General features: G+C 50.5%; 15 protein-coding genes. 11 read left to right on the forward strand and 4 right to left on the reverse strand.

From position 1 onward, the window contains the following. Positions 1-173 precede the first annotated feature (173 nt). The 6 genes from AB9P05_RS12710 (at position 174) to AB9P05_RS12735 (ending at position 11307) form a co-directional block, all read left to right on the forward strand. A complete protein-coding gene (locus AB9P05_RS12710) occupies positions 174-1904 on the forward strand; it encodes a NuoM family protein (RefSeq protein ID WP_371909203.1) in 1731 nt (576 codons plus the stop codon). Between the two features lie 4 nt (positions 1905-1908). Continuing rightward, positions 1909-3468 carry an NADH-quinone oxidoreductase subunit N gene (locus AB9P05_RS12715; protein ID WP_371909204.1) on the forward strand — a complete coding sequence of 520 codons (1560 nt, stop codon included), beginning with the start codon at positions 1909-1911 and terminating at the stop codon, positions 3466-3468. 6 nt (positions 3469-3474) lie between these two features. Continuing rightward, complete coding sequence (locus AB9P05_RS12720; protein WP_371909205.1) at positions 3475-5364, forward strand: amidophosphoribosyltransferase; 1890 nt, start codon at positions 3475-3477, stop codon at positions 5362-5364. Between the two features lie 762 nt (positions 5365-6126). Next, complete coding sequence (locus tag AB9P05_RS12725) at positions 6127-9873, forward strand: fibronectin type III domain-containing protein (protein WP_371909206.1); 3747 nt, start codon at positions 6127-6129, stop codon at positions 9871-9873. Then, entirely contained in the window at positions 9860-10495 is a 636-nt protein-coding gene (locus AB9P05_RS12730) for a hypothetical protein (RefSeq protein ID WP_371909207.1), read from the forward strand. Before AB9P05_RS12725 ends, AB9P05_RS12730 begins: the two co-directional genes overlap by 14 nt. Further along, positions 10492-11307: a hypothetical protein gene (locus tag AB9P05_RS12735; protein WP_371909208.1), complete on the forward strand. Its 816-nt coding sequence runs from the start codon at positions 10492-10494 to the stop codon at positions 11305-11307. The genes AB9P05_RS12730 and AB9P05_RS12735 overlap by 4 nt, the downstream gene beginning before the upstream one ends. On the opposite strand, the gene AB9P05_RS12740 is transcribed toward AB9P05_RS12735, so the two are convergent. Next, positions 11300-11566, reverse strand: coding sequence for a hypothetical protein (locus tag AB9P05_RS12740; RefSeq protein WP_371909209.1), 267 nt, complete (start codon positions 11564-11566; stop codon positions 11300-11302). The genes AB9P05_RS12735 and AB9P05_RS12740 overlap by 8 nt on opposite strands. Positions 11567-11687: 121 nt before the next feature. Between AB9P05_RS12740 and AB9P05_RS12745 the strand changes: the two genes are divergently transcribed. Both AB9P05_RS12745 and AB9P05_RS12750 read left to right on the forward strand, forming a co-directional pair. Then, positions 11688-11879 carry a hypothetical protein gene (locus AB9P05_RS12745; protein ID WP_371909210.1) on the forward strand — a complete coding sequence of 64 codons (192 nt, stop codon included), beginning with the start codon at positions 11688-11690 and terminating at the stop codon, positions 11877-11879. A 190-nt stretch (positions 11880-12069) separates the two neighbouring features. Beyond that, positions 12070-12816 carry a hypothetical protein gene (locus AB9P05_RS12750; protein ID WP_371909211.1) on the forward strand — a complete coding sequence of 249 codons (747 nt, stop codon included), beginning with the start codon at positions 12070-12072 and terminating at the stop codon, positions 12814-12816. 318 nt (positions 12817-13134) lie between these two features. On the opposite strand, the gene AB9P05_RS12755 is transcribed toward AB9P05_RS12750, so the two are convergent. After that, a complete protein-coding gene (locus AB9P05_RS12755; RefSeq protein WP_371909212.1) occupies positions 13135-13608 on the reverse strand; it encodes a hypothetical protein in 474 nt (157 codons plus the stop codon). 187 nt (positions 13609-13795) lie between these two features. On the opposite strand from AB9P05_RS12755, the gene AB9P05_RS12760 reads away from it, so the two are divergent. Continuing rightward, positions 13796-14704 carry an SDR family oxidoreductase gene (locus AB9P05_RS12760; RefSeq protein ID WP_371909213.1) on the forward strand — a complete coding sequence of 303 codons (909 nt, stop codon included), beginning with the start codon at positions 13796-13798 and terminating at the stop codon, positions 14702-14704. A 304-nt stretch (positions 14705-15008) separates the two neighbouring features. On the opposite strand, the gene nuoL is transcribed toward AB9P05_RS12760, so the two are convergent. Together nuoL and AB9P05_RS12770 are read right to left on the reverse strand one after the other, a co-directional pair. Continuing rightward, positions 15009-17123, reverse strand: a complete 2115-nt coding sequence (gene nuoL / locus AB9P05_RS12765; protein ID WP_371909214.1) for an NADH-quinone oxidoreductase subunit L — start codon at positions 17121-17123, stop codon at positions 15009-15011. A gap of 55 nt (positions 17124-17178) precedes the next feature. Next, the gene (locus AB9P05_RS12770) at positions 17179-17523 is read right to left on the reverse strand and encodes a cytochrome c (RefSeq protein ID WP_371911350.1); all 345 of its coding nucleotides are present in this window, start codon (positions 17521-17523) and stop codon (positions 17179-17181) included. Positions 17524-17872: 349 nt separating this feature from the next. Here AB9P05_RS12770 and AB9P05_RS12775 point away from each other — a divergent pair, with 349 nt between their 5' ends. Together AB9P05_RS12775 and AB9P05_RS12780 are read left to right on the forward strand one after the other, a co-directional pair. Beyond that, positions 17873-18736, forward strand: a complete 864-nt coding sequence (locus AB9P05_RS12775; RefSeq protein WP_371909215.1) for an SDR family NAD(P)-dependent oxidoreductase — start codon at positions 17873-17875, stop codon at positions 18734-18736. 145 nt (positions 18737-18881) lie between these two features. Continuing rightward, positions 18882-19067 carry a pinensin family lanthipeptide gene (locus tag AB9P05_RS12780; protein ID WP_371909216.1) on the forward strand — a complete coding sequence of 62 codons (186 nt, stop codon included), beginning with the start codon at positions 18882-18884 and terminating at the stop codon, positions 19065-19067. Positions 19068-19097: the final 30 nt, after the last annotated feature.

A 19097-nucleotide genomic window follows, 5' to 3' on the forward strand; every position in this document is an offset into this window, starting at 1 on the left:
AAGACTCAAAACTTAAAACTGAGAACTCATCACTCAAAACTCTGTAATTCTATTATTCAATTACTCTATTACTCACCCCTTCCCCCATTCAAAATTCACTCATTAATTATCTCCGTTCGGTTTTTAGTTCAAATGTCCCTACTTTTGGGCTTGTTTTAGCGCAAACGATCTGCATGGGCCTTTTATCGCTGATTATTGGCTTTCCGTTATTAGGTGCATTGGTCGTCCTGCTCATCCCGTCGCGGTTTTGGCGGGCATACAGGATCATCGCCATTGCCACCACCTCCATCCAGCTAGTACTTAGCCTGGCCTTGTTGGCCGGCTACCAGACCGGCCAGGCTGCTCCTGCCGGTGTGGATGACGTGCAAGCCTTTCAGGCTGTGGAGAAAGCTGAGTGGTTTACCCTGAGTCTCGGCTCCCTGGGTCGCCTTTCCGTAGACTATTTTGTAGGGGCCGACGGCCTCAATCTCCCTCTTGTAGTACTTTCAGCCCTTATCCTTCTTATAGGTGCCGTCAGTTCATGGAAGATAGATAAGCTCCGCAAAGGTTACTTTGCCCTTTACCTTCTGCTCAGCAGCACCATTATGGGCTGTTTTCTTGCCCTCGACTTCTTCCTGTTCTACCTCTTTTTCGAGTTCATGCTGCTGCCCATGTACTTCCTTATCGGCCTTTGGGGCGGACCGCGGAGAGAGTATGCCAGTATCAAGTTCTTCCTTTATACCCTTGCCGGCTCTCTTTTTATCCTCGTGGTAATGGTAGGCTTATACCTGTCAGCCATTGATCCGGTCAAGACCGCCCAACTGGCTGGTTTAGGAGAAGGCGTGGCCACCGTGCAGGAACACATCAGCCTTGGACAAGATGAAGGCGGGCTACCCGCCGAGACCCTCGTGCACACATTCAACATGGTGCAGATGACAGACGCCGACAACTTCCTCCCCGGTAAGGTACTGTCTCCCGGTACCGATAAGGAACTTTGGGGCGTTTCGCTCAGGCTCCTTGCCTTCCTTGCCCTGTTTATTGGGTTTGCCGTCAAGCTACCAGCCGTGCCCGTACATACCTGGCTGCCCGATGCCCACGTTGAGGCCCCCACGCCCGTGTCAGTCCTGCTGGCCGGTCTCCTGCTTAAGATTGGTGGCTATGGCTTCATCCGTACCGCCTGGCTCATATTTCCCGAAGGTGCCATACACTACGCCTGGTACATTGGCCTGCTCGGCGTCATCACCATTTTATACGGCGCCCTCAATGCCCTTGCACAGAAAGACATTAAGAAACTCGTGGCCTACTCCTCCGTAAGCCACATGGGCTTTGTCCTGCTCGGCCTTGCCTCCATGACCACCGAAGGCATCACCGGTGCACTCTACATGATGGTAAGCCACGGCCTTATCTCACCGCTGCTCTTTCTGGTAGCCGGCGTTATTTACGACCGCACCCACGACCGTATTATAGACCACTATAGCGGCCTGGCCTCCCGCATGCCCTACTTTACCGCCTTTGCCGTAGTCGCCTGTTTTGCCAGCCTTGGCCTGCCCGGCTTCTCCGGCTTTGTTTCAGAGCTGCTCGTATTCCTCGGCTCATTCAGAGCCACTACCGGCAGCGATGCCCTGCTTAGTGCCTGGATTCCCCTGCTCGGTACCCTCGGCCTTGTGCTCTCCGCTGCTTACTACCTGTGGACGCTACAGCGCATGTTCTTCGGCCCTTTTCATCTTTATGATAAGCAATGGAAGATACCCGACCTCACCGCCCGCGAGTGGCTCATGATGACACCGCTGGCAGTAGGTGCCCTGCTACTTGGCATCTTCCCTGATCTGCTCATCGATTACATGGACCATTCTATTGTGCGCTTTCAGGAAGTAGTGATGGAGAATGGCCTGGAGAATCTTAGCATACTAAATGGTGAGCGCTGAGCCCATGCAACACACCGCGTCCATATCGCCCCTGTCTTCGAAACTGGATGCCATCACAGACAGCCTGCCCCTGTTTCTTCCAGAGTTCACCATTATAGCCACTTTCATCCTCGTGCTTGTGACTGGTCTGCTGGTAAAAAAGGAAGGAAAAAAAGGCCTGCCTCAGGCTACACTTCCCCTGCTTATGCTATGTGGCCTGGGAGCTGCCTTTTATTTTCTCGCCGGTCAGTGGCATATCCTGGCTGAACCTGCGGATATCTTTCTGCAAATGGCCCATGCAGATCGCCTCAGTGTGTTTATGAAAGGCCTTTTTCTGCTTGCTACCGCCGGCACCGTCATTATCAACAGGAGTTATCACCGGCACCCCGAGCATGCCGCCCGTACCCCCGAATTCTACCTGCTGCTTACCGGTCTGCTCCTCGGCTCTATGGTCATGAGTATGGCCACCAATATGCTGCTGCTCTTTCTCAGTATCGAGATCGTATCTATCAGCGCCTACCTCCTCACAGGCTTTCTGCGGAATGCACGAAGCGCCGAAGCAGGCATCAAATACCTCATTTTCGGCGCCACCGCCAGCAGCCTTATGCTCTTTGGCATGTCCCTCCTCTACGGATTTTCCGGCACCCTTACCTTCACCGATTCCGTTTTTGTGCAAAACCTTGCCGAAGTACCCCCCATCCCTGTGCTCATTGGTAACCTGCTGGTGCTTTGCGGCCTCTTCTTCAAGATCAGCCTCATACCACTCCACATATGGGCGCCCGATGTATACGAAGGCGGTCCCCTGCCAGCGGTAGCCCTCTTTTCCATAGTGCCCAAGCTTGCCGGGCTGGCCGTCCTCCTGCGCTTTTTCGCCATCATAATGAGCACAGCAAGCCCCCTGCCCGATACCATGGACTGGCAGACCCTGCTTGTCTTTGCCGGTATCGCCACCCTCCTCGTTGGTAACCTTGCCGCCCTCTGGCAGCAGAGCGTACGCCGGCTCATGGCCTATTCCTCCATCGCCCACGGAGGCTTTATGCTTGCCGCCCTGCTTGCCTACAGCGACACGGGCACCGAGAGCCTGCTCTTTTATGCAGCCATATACCTCATTATGAACCTCGCCGCCTTTCAGTGGCTGGCCTATTTTGAAAATAAATACGGAGTGCGTCACGTACGCGGTTTTGCCGGCCTTTTCCGGCAGGAACCCCTGGCTGCCGTGTGTCTCCTCATCGTCATGATTGCCCTCACCGGATTACCTCCCACCGCAGGATTTACCGCCAAGCTACTCGTGTTCGGCGGCCTGTGGGACAGCTACTCCGCTACCGGGCAATCGGCCCTTATGGCCCTTCTTTTAACCGGCTTATTCTCTACTATTGCAGCATTATTTTATTATCTAAAAATACCCTACTTCCTGTTTTTCCGTATGCCTGAAAAAGAGCACGCCGTACCAGCGGCAGCAGGCGGAAGAGATAGCAAAAGCGGGCTTTGGGCCGGCACTATTTTTACCCTTCCGCTGTTACTCTTTTTTGTAAAAGCAGACTGGCTGTCGGATATAATCCGGATGGTGAACTTTGTACTACAATAACCCGGGATGAGTGACGAAATAAAACATGAATGTGGCATTGCGATGATCCGTCTGCGCAAGCCCCTGTCGTACTATATAGAAAAGTACGGCTCCCCCACTTACGCCATGAACAAGCTCTACCTCCTTATGGAGAAGCAGCACAATCGCGGACAGGATGGGGTAGGAGTGGCCAACATTAAGCTCAACGTACCACCCGGCGTTCGCTACATCAGCCGTTACCGTTCCGTAGATCAGCAGCCCATTGCCCACATTTTCAAAAAAGTGAGCAAGAAGTATAAAAAAGCCATGAAAGAAGGCGGCGACCTCTTCTATGATGCTAAGTGGCTGCAACAGAACTGCGCCTTTACCGGTGAAGTATGGCTTGGTCACCTCCGCTACGGTACCCATGGCGAAAACAGTATCGAAAGCACACACCCCTTCCTTCGGCAGAACAACTGGCGCAACCGTAACCTCGTTATGGCCGGTAACTTTAACATGACCAATAACGACGAGCTTTTTGATAAGCTCGTGAGCCTTGGTCAGCATCCTAAGGAGCGGGTAGATACCATCACCGTGATGGAAAAGATCGGCCACTTTATCGATGAAGAGGTTGAGAAGCAATTTACCGAGTATAAAAAGCTGGGAGAGAGCAATACCAAGATCTCCGAGCTAATCAGTGATACCCTGGATCTGCAGCGCGTGCTTCGCCGTGCCTGTAAAGACTTTGACGGCGGCTACGTCATGGCCGGTATGATCGGCTCCGGTGCCTCTTTTGTCGCCCGCGACCCGGCCGGTATTCGTCCGGCCTATTACTATGCTGATGATGAAGTCGTAGTGGTTGCCAGTGAGAAGCCCGCCATTAAGACCGCTTTTAATATCGACTATAGCCAGATCAAAAGCATTGAGCGCGGCCATGCCCTTATCATGAACCGCGATGGCAGCTATGAAGAGAAGCCCTACATCGAGCAGCTACCTAAGCGCTCATGCAGCTTCGAGCGTATTTACTTCAGCCGTGGATCTGACCCCAATATCTACCAGGAGCGTAAAAACCTCGGCAAGTACGTCGTGCCCCAGATACTCAAAAGCATTAATTTTGACCTGAAGAATACCGTCTTCAGCTATATTCCTAACACCGCCGAGACCTCTTTTCTCGGTATGATGGAAGGCATAGAAGACTACCTCGTACGCCAGCGTAAAGAGGTTATTCTTGACCATAAGCCCCACCTCGATAGCCTCGATGATATCCTTAGCTTTAAGCCCAGGATCGAAAAGCTCGTAATTAAAGATGCCAAGCTCCGTACCTTCATTACCGATGATGAGCACCGCGATGAGCTTGTCGCCCACGTCTACGATACCACCTACGAAGTGATCCGTAAGGGCGTCGATACCGTAGTCGTGATTGATGATAGCATCGTACGCGGTACCACCCTGGAGAAGTCCATTCTCCGGATGCTCGACCGCCTCGGCCCTAAGAAGATCGTTATCGTTAGCTCAGCCCCGCAGATCAGGTTCCCCGACTGCTATGGCATCGACATGAGTAAGATGAAGGACTTCATCGCTTTCCGTGCCGCCCTCGCCCTGCTCAAAGAGCAAGGTAAGGAGTACGTGCTCGAGCAGGTATACGATCAGTGCATGGCCGCCAAGGACGATCCCGATGCTCCCAACTTTGTAAAGGGCATCTACGACAGCTTCAGCTACAACGAGGTCAGTAATAAAATATCCGACATTGTACGGCCCGACGATATCAAAGCCGAAGTAGAGGTAGTCTACCAGACAGTAGATAACCTGCACCGTGCCTGCCCACAGGACAACGGCGATTGGTACTTCACCGGCGAATACCCCACCCGCGGCGGCAACCGCGTGGTAAACCGCTCCTTCATCAACTTCATGGAAGGCAAGCTCGTAAGGGCGTATTGATTAGAGGTGTAAAGTATTTTGTGTTAAAAAAGGATGGGTCAAGAGGCTCATCCTTTTTTATTGAACAAAATGTAGCCAGCAAATCCGAGCCCGGGACTGGGGTCGCACACGACGGACAGGCGCAGTACTGTTGCTATGGAAAGCAAAAGACCATGCCGGGGCGGGTTCTCCCGGTGTAGCTATCCAGTCCGCTCAAAATACATTACCTCAACGAGCATAAAATTAGCTTTTCGTCCTATCGCGAGATTGCATCTAGTGATAAGCTGCTGTATTGGTCTGGTTATGTGCCTAGCCTTCGTTAAAGCACCTTCCTGAGCGGGAATGACTATTACCCTTTCACCCCACATCCTTCCAGGTAGGTTTTATGTGAGGGTAGAATGAGGTAGTAGAAGTAGTGTAGTCATTGGCTGCATATTATGTAAGGCGTGCAGGAAATTGTATTTATCTTATTTGCCCTCTCAAGGCTATCCTATAGAGAATCTGTAGTGATCCCATAGTGAAACTATAGTCAGGGTGTGGATAACATCCATCTCTCATTTTTGCATGATTCAATGATCTGCCACCAGGGTTCCTTGGTAAGTTTCTCAAACCATACTAGGTAGGTGAGGAATTCGGCCTATCCTATATCCCCCGTGTAGTGCGCTTTCTCCCCAGTCAGGTAAGTAATCCGCTCATATTGTCGTGCATTAGTGTACCGGCGTCTCCTAATTTGCGTACTGTTTTTATTGTGCAAAATTATCCGGTGACAGTACCATGGGAGCTATGATGAAAGGGAGGCCGGTTCTACGGCTGTGGACGAAGGTATGGGTGTGTATGGTGCTCTGCCTGTTGGGCGTGTTTGGGCAAGCCGCTGCCCAGTCCGCCGTGCAGGCCAGCCTGCAAATCTTTCCGCCCAACAGCGTCTACCTGAGCCACTACGGCCAGCCCGGCAGCCTGCAGGTGCAGCTCCTGCTGCGCGACCTCAGCGAGGCCAGCTACCCCATACAACTCCGCTGGACCATCGAAGGCCCCGGCATACGGCTCAGCACGCGACAGGGCTACCAGGGCAACATCATCACCCTGCAGGGCGGCATGCCCCGCCTGCTCTCCGCCCCCGAGCTCGCTAGCGGACTCTCTGCCGACGCACTAGACTTCAGCGGCTACGACCGCGGGCAATTTACCCAGAGCGGCGGCCAGCTCCCCGAAGGCTTCTACCGCTTCACCGTACAGGCCTACGACTTCCGCCGGCCCGACGTCCCCCTTTCTGCTCCCGCTACTACCACCGCCTGGCTCGTTCTTGCCGACCCGCCCCTGCTCAACCTGCCCGCCTGCCACAGCCAGCTCACCTGGCAGACCGGCCAGCCTTTGCTCTTCCAGTGGACCCCCATGCACCGGGGTAGCGGCCTTAGCGGCATCGCCTATGAGTTCACCCTGGTAGAAGTGCGCGGCGGCCTGCCGCCCGACGAAGCCATGCGTACCCTGTCACCCCTCTACCAGACCGTCACCCGCCAGACCAGCCTCACCTACGGCCTCGAGCTACCGCCCCTGCAGGAGGGCCTCACCTACGCCTGGCGCGTGCGTGCGCAGGTAAATGAAAGCGGCCCTCAGCTTACCGGTTCCCCCGAAGAGACCTTCAAAAACCAGGGTTACAGCCGGGTCTGCGCCTTTGTGCCCGGTACCCCCGTGGCCGATCTGCCTCCCCTCAGCGACCTTACTGCCGAGGCCCTCAGTCACGTCCACGCCAGGTTCTCCTTTGCGGGTTACCACAGAGACAACCGCCGCCGCCAGGCCACCACCTACCGGCTGCAGTACCGCCCCACCCACCAGTCCGACTGGCCCTGGCGCAGCGTCGATATCACCGACACCGTCTACATCGCCCGGGAGCTTGCTCCCGGCACCCCCTACGAAGTAAAGGCCGGCGTGGTGCGCAACGGTATCGCCAGCCAATGGAGCCAGGTCACCCCCTTTACCACCCAGGCCCCGCCTGAGCAAGCCTGCTATGACGATGAAGGCCCCCTGCCCGAAATCACCAACCGGGAACCTCTGCCCAATGCCCTGGTCGGTGACCAGATCGCCGTGGGCAAGTTCACCATGCGCCTGCAGGAAGTCCGCGGGGGTGACGGGGTGTTCAGCGGAAGAGGCACCATCTACGTCCCCTGGATGGGCCTCACCCTTCCCGTACAGTTCGACCGCATCGCCATCAACACCGACTACCGGATGACCGACGGGCTCGTCCATGCCCTCAGCAAGCCCCTTGATGAGTGGCGGGAAGGCATAGAAGAATTTTGGGAAGACCGGCAACAGCTGGCCGATACCACCATCACCGTCTCCGGCTACCTTGAAGCCGTCACCCTGAAAGAACCGGCAGAAGGGAATAGCGAAGCGACCACCGACTCACGCACCTACGTGGTCACCCTCGCCAGCGGGGAGACCCTCGAGATCCAGCAGCCCCCCGGCCAGAGTGTGGCCGTGATTGACAGCCAGGGCCGTACCATCGTGATCGATGAGGAAGGCCGCATAGGCCCCATCCTCGAGCCCGAGGCAGACACGCCTGTACTCGCCACTGGCGACCGCATCAGCCAGCCCGTCTACTTCACCGCCTACGAAGGCCAGCGCTACGGCTTTGATACCCAATTGCATGAGGTCTACTCCGCACACTATGAAAGCCTGCCCGTAACCAACAGAAGTGAAGGAACAGACACCTACCCCATCGCCTGGAAAGCCCTGGCCACCGGTCAGACCGACAGAGTCACCCTACAGGGCGATACCACCGGCCTGAAGCTGCTCACCCAATCTGGTCAGCACGTACCCATCCTCGAAAAGACCGATGATGAGCACTATACCCTGCTGCTCACCGGCCAGGGCGATAAAGAAGAAAGCTACCTGCAGGCCATACGCACCAATGCTGAAGATAGCACCGACGTACTCAGCGGCCAGCTCAATACGGTAAGCTACGCTCCCGAGCACCTCACCCTGAAGGTAGTGCCCGTCAACGGGGCGGGCTACATGAAGCCCGGCCGTGGGAAAGACATCCTCAAGGCCCTGAAGGAAACCTACGGCCCTGCCGTAGTCAACTGGACCGTCACTTACGAGAAAGCCTTTACCGCCGACTACGACACTGACGGAGACGGCGCTTTGGACGACGGGAGTACCGGCATGCTCTCCAACTACACCCCTGAGATGAAGAAGCTCATCAGGCGCTATGAGCAGGCACATAAGACAGCAGACGGCACCTACTACCTCTTCCTGGTCCATACCCCCAAAAGCGCCATAGACGAAGACGGAACGGACAACGCCAAAGCCGGCTTTATGCCCTACAAGCGGCAGTTCGGCTTTATCTTCACCTCCCGCATCGGTAACCCCGACCACTTCGACAAGACCATCGCCCACGAGCTGGGCCATGGCGCCTTCCGCCTCCAGCACACCTTCGTGGAGACTCCCGCCCTGGAGGAGTGGGCCACCAAAAACCTGATGGACTACACCTTTTTCGGTACCGAGCTGCACAAACACCAGTGGGACCTCATCCACAACCCCCGCCCGGTATGGGGGCTGCTGACCGGGGATGAGGAGGTGGCGATGACTACCGATGATGAGAAATACCAAAAAATCCTTCAGGAAATAAGGTGTGCCTACCTGATAGGCGAGACTACCTACAGCTCGGACATGCTGGGCAAATTAGACAATGACAGATCTTACCTTGATGAAGAGGAAGTAGAGGTTGGCGCTGTAGTCATCAAAGATATTGACATGTACTACACAGGCCGAAGCCTTTCCACCGAACTGCCCACTTCTATTGAGCCCACCTATGTGGAGACCACATTGTCAGGGTATTATCAGCATAAGTTAGGCGACCTGTACATCAATACAGCAGAAAGAAGCCCTGAGCTGCTGGAGTATTTAAAACCTGCAGAAAGCGAAGTCAAAGGACAGCTAAGAGAAGTGATGGCCGGTATAGACCTGGACGGCCAAGACATCTCCGGCAGGTCGTTTGACCAGCTTTGGGCCATAGCCAACTGCGAGACCCGGTTTCTTAGTAAAGAAGACCGGATAAAGCTGGTCAGACTGATCATGATCGAGGAGCCTGTCCTGAATGAAAACTATGAAAACCTGATTCTGGACATCCTGCACACCACCCCCGAACATGATGCGGCATATGTGTACCGGGAGATAACGAAAAACGAGGGTAACCTTCTGAATAAGCTTATGAACGGCATTGATAACATAGGCGGTGAAGAGGATAACTATGACAGGCTAGGGACCGAGGTCTATCGGCTATTCCTGAATGGATATGACAAATTGGTCACCCGTCAGGATATAACCGACAGCCTAACCATGCCGGCAACAGTTGATGGTGCTATTTGCCCTTATATCGCCAGCGTAGAGCGTAAAGGCAACTTTTCCTTCACCATTACCGGGCAGCACAAAACCGGGATAAGCAGACAGGGACATGGTGCCTACATCGACAGAGGCCAGATGGGCGGTGTGCAGGCAACATATTACTACCGATTGCGGGTATGTGGAAGACCCTAAGCCACTGACGTTCAGTTTTGACGATGTGGTCCTTGTCCTGTATGAAGACGACCTTGTCACCAGGTCAGAAGTAAGGTACTATATCATGCCCGCCTTCATCTACTTCCAGCTACTGGATGCCAGGCAAAATGAACAGCTATTCGATGCCATAGATGCTGCCTGGATGACCCTGGGCATTGTCACACCCATTGATGAGTTCTTCCTGTTGGCCAGAGCGATCTCCTACTCTGGAAGAGTCACCAGTACCATCAACGTGGCCAAAATGCGCGTCATGGTAAAAGCAGATAAGATACGCCTGGGAAGAAGGCATTACGATGAGATTACTGACATGGCCCGTGCGAATAACCTGACCGGCGTGGAAAGGTACCTGGAGCTTGTCTACCCCAACATCGAAAGAATAACCAACAGCGAAGCCTTACGGAAGATTAATGAGCTCAACCTTGACCATGCCACCCTGGCAAGGCTGGATATGGACCTGTCCGATGAGCTGATTGAGGCTCTGAATACCGATCCGGATTTGCTAATGGAATGGCTAAAGGTTACTCAAAAAGGCTTAGGGAGTAGATTAAGCCGGAACGTAGAAATACTGAAAAGATCAAGAGCTAAAGCTTGTAAATTATGATGAAACTATTCAAATCTATATTTATATCATTTGTACTATTCTTCATCTGTCAGTACTCATATGGACAACCTGATTGCTGGATAGATAGACTAATAAAGAATACTGATGAAACTACCGAGAAAGGATTAGAATTATCTATTGCCATTAAACATGACGAAGGTTTATTAGATGCTCATGAAGTTCTATACGAAACAGGCCTCCCAAATTTATCAGGGGACCTACCTAGCTTAGAAAAAGTAAGTGATTATATTAAGAACAATCCAGAAATTCCCCTAGCTCAAATTGCTGATGATATAACTGTCAAAGGATGGGGAAAATGGATATACGATATCAATGCTACATATATAAGATACTCAACACGTATCGACAATTATATCGTTTTATTAGAACGTGAAAACTTATTTGGGGATCAAGCCCTAACTTTTTTAGACGCTCAATATCGAACTGTTCAATCAAACAGAAGTATAACTTTATATCGGACTTTTGGTGGAGATGCTAAAGTTGGTGGTAGCTTTGTAACAACAACTAAAAATGCTACTAGGAATGAATTAGCCTTACTAGAGGAATGGAATAACTCAATGAGGTTTGAAGCTAAAATTGAAGTTCCCAGCGGGACTAAAATGAATATAGGTAAAGTAGGTCCCCAAGAGAGTGAGAAAACAGGATTGATTTTGAAGGGTGGAGAGGATCAAATAATCTTGCCTTTCCAGTGGGATACTAATTGGGTAATAGAAATAATAGATAAAGAAACTGGGAAGGTTTATAATTCGGTAGAAGAGTTTTCTGAAGAGTTTAAAGATCTTGCTAAATAATGTTTATTTTATTATAAATTTTGTCCATAAGTATTAAAATTTTTTGCCCTAGTTCTTTATCAGCTGGAGGGGCTTCCATGAAAATGCGTATTGTATTGGAAATCTCAGTTTTTGCCGCAGGTATATTGTCGCTATTTATCAGCTTAAGGGCTATTTGATAGTGTTCTTTTATTTTTGCGTATGCTGAAAATCTTTCAACTTTTAACAGTTGATCTAACTTATTGATCAAATCTTTAATTTCTACAGTTATTTCATTCATGGTAATTCTTTTTAACACTCTAAAAGTAAATCAAAATTTGGGGTTGTGCTAACGTAGTTTGAAAAGTTGAAAGACTACAAATAGGCCATTTTTCTGGCTTTGCCTTGTCCACCTGACTGTTTTGAGTCAGTGTCCCCAGGAACTACGATTTAAGGCAGACCTGGACGAGTCGACCCCGCATGGTAAGGAGCTGGCAGTTGCACTGGCAGAGAACTCCGGCGCTATGGGAGGCTGGAGGCTTTTAGACGATGCCTCTTGCCACTTTTTATCCGAACTAATAAAGACTTTCTCAGCAAAGCGGATGAATGGATGAAGAGTGGCCTGGATAGAGAAAAACTGATTGCCACACTGAAAGGTAGCGACAACCCGGAAAGCCTGTCAAATGGGAAATTTCTACAGAATTAGGAGCTAAAGGACTAAGGCAAGTGTTTGAGAACTCAGATAATGATCTTATAAAAGCAATAGAAGTAGTTTATGTGCCACAAGTAACAATTATTCCATAAATGGCTAAAAGCATTTTTATAATTCGTTCAAAATTTCAAGGTGAAAAAAAAAGTATCCGAGAGGTGTCCGAATTTATAGTAAGTATCATCAAACAGTTGTCTCTTTTTGATGATACTTTTTCTAATCCAATTCATGCTAAACAAGGGTTTAAGGACGAAAAATTAGACATTAATCATCCAGACATAATTGAAAAGCTTTCTGAGTTAGTGCTAGAGACTAATAGATCAGATATAAAACAGCATGAAAAAGAAGAGAACCCAACAGTCAATTTTTCCAGAGATTTTGGCTTTAGGTTATTATTCAACTATGAAGTTAATGGCAAGAAAAATTTTTCATTGACAGCTGAACTTGGGGGGACTAATTACCAAGGTGTAAGATTAGAATATTTTAATAGGGAATTTGAGTGTTCTCAAGATTGGTATGAATCAGTTTTAAAATGCTTAGTAAATGAATCTAATGCATCTTATGCAGGAATAACAGTAACTTTATCTACGTTTTTAGATTTACTACGCCCTTTAAAAGTAAATCAACCTTTTGGTTGGCTTACCTATTTTTCCAATGATAATGAAATACAAATCCCTGACGACTTAGAAGGGGTTGAATATGAGCATACGGAGAAAGGTAAGTATATTATTCTAACAAGAGAAGATTTTACAGTTAGTAAAGAAGCTTATGAGGTTCAGCGAGATAAGCTGTTAGCAATCATGAAAGAAGTAAAAGAGAGAGTGCCTGAGTACTCATTATGACATTTAAAAGCCTGATCGAGAGATCGGGCTTTTTACTTTGAATACGCCCTACTAGTTTTAAAATCTCTCAGGTAGGCATCCATCACATTAAAGAGTTCTGTTTTTTTATCATCAGGCAGCTTGCAAGGGAGTATGACACAAAGTGTGTCAAAGGCATTCAGATGCCAGCCTTTTGGCTAAATTTGAAGCCGAGCCGGGTTGGTTGAGGCGTGGAAGCGGTTAGATGATATAGGTACGGATGTCATTCCAGATGCCTTACGAAAAGACCCGAATTTCCTGAGCAAATTTGATGTAGCCAAAAACAACAATCCCTTAGACTTAGCCCCAGTCATCACATCCGTATAAAGTACTTTCCAGTTTTAGGCTTCCGGAGGCATCCATCAGGTAAACATACCGCAGGCCAGACGTGTAGTAGCCCCCTTTAATCCAAAGCACCACTTGGACCCTGCCTTGCACTGAACACTTGTTTGAAAACCTGAGAAAATATGTTTCTGAAGTACGTCGGGGAGTGGCAGTACGGGCCAATGTGAGGCGCGGGTCAAGGGTCACCAAATTCATCGTAAGCATAGGAGAGGAGCATGGCCCTATCTGCTCAGAATCCTCTCCTGACTGGTAAGGTGTCAGGGATACCATGATCCTTTTTTCCGCATCATATGTCAGGCCCGAGCACTCGAACTCCAGCACTCCTTCTTTCCATACCTCTTTCATAAAGTGATTCAATGCAGCTTCCTCCATGCTGAGGAGCTTATTATCTCCACAGCCAAGTAATAGCGGTACGGATAAGATAGCCATAATATAGTTGGTTCCTGGCATACCCAAAAATAGGGCTATCCATCCGATGCTCCTTTTTAAAAGGCAGTTTCTTTTTCCCAAATAGGCATCTTATTCATAGTGAGAAGTATTTTTAATTGCTGATAACCAAATGAAAATCAGATAGTTGATAAGTTGTATTTTTTATACTTCTAACCGATTTTTTCAAATGAGTAAAGGAAAGATAAAGAACCAATTTGATATACAGGATCCACGTGAGCAGTACCCTAAGCCCCCCTTCCCTAAGCAGCCCCAGCCACGCCCCGGGCTAACGCATGAGATGGACCCGAAACCTGACCATGGGGAGGAAAGCTACCAGGGCACCGGTCGGCTCAAAGGACGTAAGGCCCTCGTGACAGGGGGTGACTCCGGCATTGGACGCGCCACCGCCATCGCCTATGCGCGGGAAGGGGCTGACGTAGCTATCAACTACCTCCCCGAGGAAGAAGAAAACGGAAAGCAGGTAATCAAACTCATCGAAGAGGCCGGACAAAAGGCCGTAGCCATTCCTGGCGACGTGTCGAAAGAGGCATTTTGCAAAGAAATGGTAGACAAGGCCGCCTCCGAATTGGGTGGGTTGGATATACTCGTTTCCAACTCCGGCCGGCAGACCGCGGTGGATGATATTGCCGAGCTAACTACTGAACAGTATGAAAATACGTTTAAGGTAAATGCCTTTGCCCAGTTCTGGATATGCAAGGCCGCCCTTCCGCACATGAAGCCGGGGGCGTCCATCATTATTACCTCATCCATACAGGCCTTTAATCCCTCGCCTAATCTGCTGGACTATGCCCAGACCAAGGCCTGTAACGTAGCCTTTACCAAGGCCCTCAGTAAGCAGGTGATGAATAAAGGCATTCGCGTGAATTCCGTAGCTCCGGGCCCCTTCTGGACACCGCTACAGCCATCCGGCGGCCAGCCCCAGGAGAAGATAGAAGAGTTCGGCTCTACTACTCCCTACGGGCGTCCCGGACAGCCTGCCGAGATTGCTCCTGCCTATGTTATGCTCGCCTCACAGGAGGCCAGCTACATGACAGGCGAAGTGGTAGGCGTGACCGGAGGTAAGATGCCTTACTAATTAGGCGTTTATCAAAGAAATATGTCAGAGAAGAGGCTGCCTCAAAAGGCAGCCTCTTTCTTTTTGTTCAAAATATAATTTTGCATCCCTAGTAACTACCGCGAGGTTGTACCGGGCCGCGTTCGGCCGGGCCGCGTTCGGCCGGGTCGCGTCCGACTTCGCTATGCAGAGTGTTTGAAGTGATTCTCCAAATATTATTTGGTATGAAAAAAGGCCTCTCTACTTTTGAGACAGCCTCTTGTTATTTCAGTACACTTGTGCTACTCAAAAATATGGATGACGGAGAGTTTGACACTCTGATGCATTATAAACTCACCCACACCAGCACCAGCAGGATCACCACCAGCGCTGTGATCAGGTATGTCTGGATATTGCCGCTCTGGTAGGTGCGCAGGTGCTTGCCGGTGCGGCTGGCTACCCACGCAGCGCCCCGGACAGTACCATCTATAAAGGTACGGTCTACCCAGTGAGAAATGTGGGCCAATACCACCTGGGCTACCGCAAAGCGGTCCACCCAGCGGTTGATGATCACCCGGTCCGTAAAGTCGCTCACCATCGCCAGCGCGTGCGTACCTTTAATCAAAGTAAGTTTATACGCCCTGTCCAGGTACCAGTTATTCAGCCCCAGGCCGGCAAAGAAGCCCTCCTGCTCCTTCTGGCGGTGGTAGTCCTCTTCAAATGAGGAGCCCGGGCGGTACTTCCTCCAGGCGATGAACAGGCCTGTAAAGGCAAGCAAAGCCGAGATAAGGGCCACGACTGTATGCAACTGGAAGTTAAAGAAACCCGAGGCAGGCCCATGGTAGGCACCGCTGGGTTGGCTCTCGCCAACCGGTATAGTAAGCCCCGTCATCAGCCAGCTACGGCCACTATCGATAGGATTCAGGCTAAACACATAGAAGCCACTCAGTAAGGCCAGCAGAAGAATAGGGCCTGTCACTGTCAGCGGATTTTCATTTATGTATCCGCGCGCTACAGACAGTGCCTCGCGGGTACGGGGCAGGCGTAGCTCCCCGAAGAACACCAGCAACCACTGCTTGCCCATATACAGCGCCGTAAGCAGCGCAGAGGCAAAGCCCAGTACAGGCACCAGCCAGCTAAGCGCTATTCCCGCCTCACTTTCACGAATGGCCCAGCCCGTGGCCCCCGTTAGCAAGGCATCTTTAGATAAAAAGCCTGAGAATAGTGGAAGGCCCGCCAGTGCTGCAGCCGATACCGTATAGGCAATAAACGTAAGCGGCAGTTTTTTACGTAAGCCACCCATCAGGCGCATATCCTGCGCATTGTAGCGGCTAAGGCCGTGGCCAGCATGTTCCATATCATGTTCCATACGGTGCAGGGCATGTATCACCGCTCCTGCACAAAGGAAAAGGCAGGCCTTGAAAAAAGCATGCGTGGTGAGGTGAAACATGGCCGCCTCGTAGGCTCCCACTCCTATGCCCATTACCATATAGCCCAGCTGCGATACCGTAGAGTAGGCCAGTACTTTCTTAATGTCATTCTGATAAAGAGCCGCCACGGCTCCCATTATTGCCGTGAGCGCCCCGGTAAAAGCGATGATGGTAAGTACCGGCGGGGTAAGGATAAACGATACCTTGAAGAGCAGATACACTCCGGCCGCTACCATAGTAGCCGCGTGGATCAGGGCCGATACAGGCGTGGGGCCCTGCATGGCGTCCGGCAGCCAGGTAAAGAGCGGAAACTGGGCACTTTTGCCGATAGCACCGCAAAACAGGCCAAAGCCGGCAAAAGAAACGGCTAAGGGAACCCATTTCTCTGCCCCTATTTGAGTAGTCAGCACATCCAGTTCCAGCGTGCCGTATTGCGCCCATAGGAGCATAAGTCCCGCCAGGAAACCCAGGTCACCCACCCGGTTCATGATAAAGGCTTTCTTAGAAGCCGCTGCCGCTGCCTTTTTCCGGTACCAGAAGCCTATAAGCAGGTAAGAGCTGAAGCCTACCAGCTCCCATCCGATGAAAAGCCATAGCAGGCTATCGGCCAGTACTATGATCAGCATAGAGAAGGTAAAGAGCCCCAGCCAGGCAAAGTAGCGGCTTTTGCCCTTGTCGGCTGCCATGTAGCTAAGGCTGAAAATATGCACTAGTAGGGAAATGAACGTAACGATTACCAGCATAAGCGCCGCCGCGCGGTCTGCCAGCAGTCCGGCCCTCAGCGTGGTTTTACCCACTTGCAGCCACTGCACAGAAGTACCCATGACAGTATCCTGTAGCCAGACATTGTTAAAAACCACCAGCGCCAGCACAAAGGCCATGGCCTGAAAAGCCGTGCCTATTAACCCGGAGGCGGTATTTTTTCTAAATACCAATAGTAAAAGAAAGGCCAGTAGCGGACAGGCCAGCAAAGCCAGTGCCGGTCCGGCACCCGCCTGTAAGGCAATGTCTGTAGGTATGTCCGTCTCCATAGCTGACAAATTTAATCAAAAAGGGGGGATTCGGAATGATAACCGGTATAAGGTATTACTCTGCCGTTATTTCAGGTTCAGCCCGGGTCTCTATGACTTCCGGCACGTACGCCTCGCTGTAAGCCTCCAGGTAGTCGATTAGCTGCGTCAGTTGCTCATCTGTAAAGTCAAAGGCAGGCATCATCGTCCGGTTGTATTCCTCATAGAGGTTTACCGCATACTCATCGTCCGACTCAATCAGGGCCTGGCTATTGCGAATCCACGCCCGTAGGGAAAGAGAGTCCATCCTCTCGTGAACATCCACCAGCGCCGGGCCGACTACCTGTACCTTCATGTCGTGGCAAACTGTACAATTATTAATATAAATCTCGAATCCCGGTAGCTTATCAGCCGGGTTTATAACAGGTGATCAATATGGGGCTATTGTTCCCCAACCAAACTCTGGCGGTAGCTTCGGAACGATCCATAAAGGGTAAGAAGCCATCAGGCCAAAAACACAAACCGCTGTAAGGCCGAGCAAGGTGCCGATACGTGAAAACACATTCATGAATCCTCAAGGTACAAAAAAATGGTCTTGTGTCTTTTCTGTCTCACCTCCAATTTTCAAGCCTTTGCAAAAGGTGTTTTTGTTCTGATAATGCAATAAAAGGCCTTGGCAGTCAGAGAGTTAGTTTAAACACTATAGTGTGTAATCTGTTGGTTATTAAGTAGTTAAATAGATTTTTCTAACTAAATCATTTTTTTGACTAATGGATAACAGACTTAAAGATAAAGTAGCAATAGTAACCGGCGGAGCCACAGGAATAGGCGAAGCCATCAGTAAAAAATTTGCCCTACATGGAGCTTCCGTAGTAGTCGCTGGCTATGGGGAAGACCCCGTAGATGCGGTAGTGGAAGAGATAAAAGGAAAAGGTGGCAAGGCCGTAGCCTTTAAAGGCGACCTCAGCGATGAGGAAAATGCCCGCCATTGCATTTCGCACTGTATCCAAACCTATGGCAAGCTTAACATACTCATTAATAATGCCGGGGTATTTCCCGATATGGATACCCTCGAGAATTACGATATCGAGGTATTCGACTATATGATCCGCAATAACCTCCGCAGTGCCTTCCTTATGATCCGCTATGCCCTGCCCGAACTGCAGAAGACCAAAGGAAACATTGTATCCGCAGGATCAGAAGCCGGAAAGATAGGTATTGCCCAAAACGCACCCTACGGCGGTACTAAAGGGTTTATGCACGCTTTTATGCGCGGCATAGCCAATGAACAGGCAAAACACGGCATCAGGGCAAACTGTGTATGCCCCGGCCCTATAGATACCGCCTGGACGCACAAAGAGCAGGGGCCTATGGATGAACAGATGGAAAAGACCGTAAAAGGCGCGACCGTTATGGGACGTCGCGGCTCTACAGAGGAAATAGCCAATGCCTACCTCTTCCTGGCCAGTGACGAGGCCAGCTACATCACCGGCTCACTGCTATCCGTGGATGGGGGCATTACCATCTCCAAAGGCATGATAGGCGAGCAAGTGCCCGATGAACTCAGAAAAGAACCGGCAGGCGAACTGGAGCTTAAGCATGAGTACCAGGGAGCTACCGATATGACAAGATAATTAATAAGGTTAGCGGATTTTAGAAAAAGGACTGCCAGTTTTGGCAGTCCTTTTTTATTGAATTATTTTAAATTAAAGTCTAATTAAATTTGATTATTTGGTATGTGATTCACATCTTAGGTTTTTATCCTAACCATCATTTAAAATGAAAAAGAAATTATCGCTCAATGACTTAAAGGTCAAAAGCTTCGTCACTGATGCTAAAGAGATTAAATCACGCGGTGGTCTTAATACCATTGATGAGCTGAAGAAATTCAGTGAAGGCGTGAGCGACTGCGGCGGTGTTTGCTCCTGCTTCGGTACCTGCGACGCTATGTGCCAGGAATATTAATTTTTTCGTATCTGCTAATGCAAAAAGCCC

This window comes from Roseivirga sp. BDSF3-8, from assembly GCF_041449215.1.
Taxonomy (GTDB): Bacteria; Bacteroidota; Bacteroidia; order Cytophagales; family Cyclobacteriaceae; genus JBGNFV01.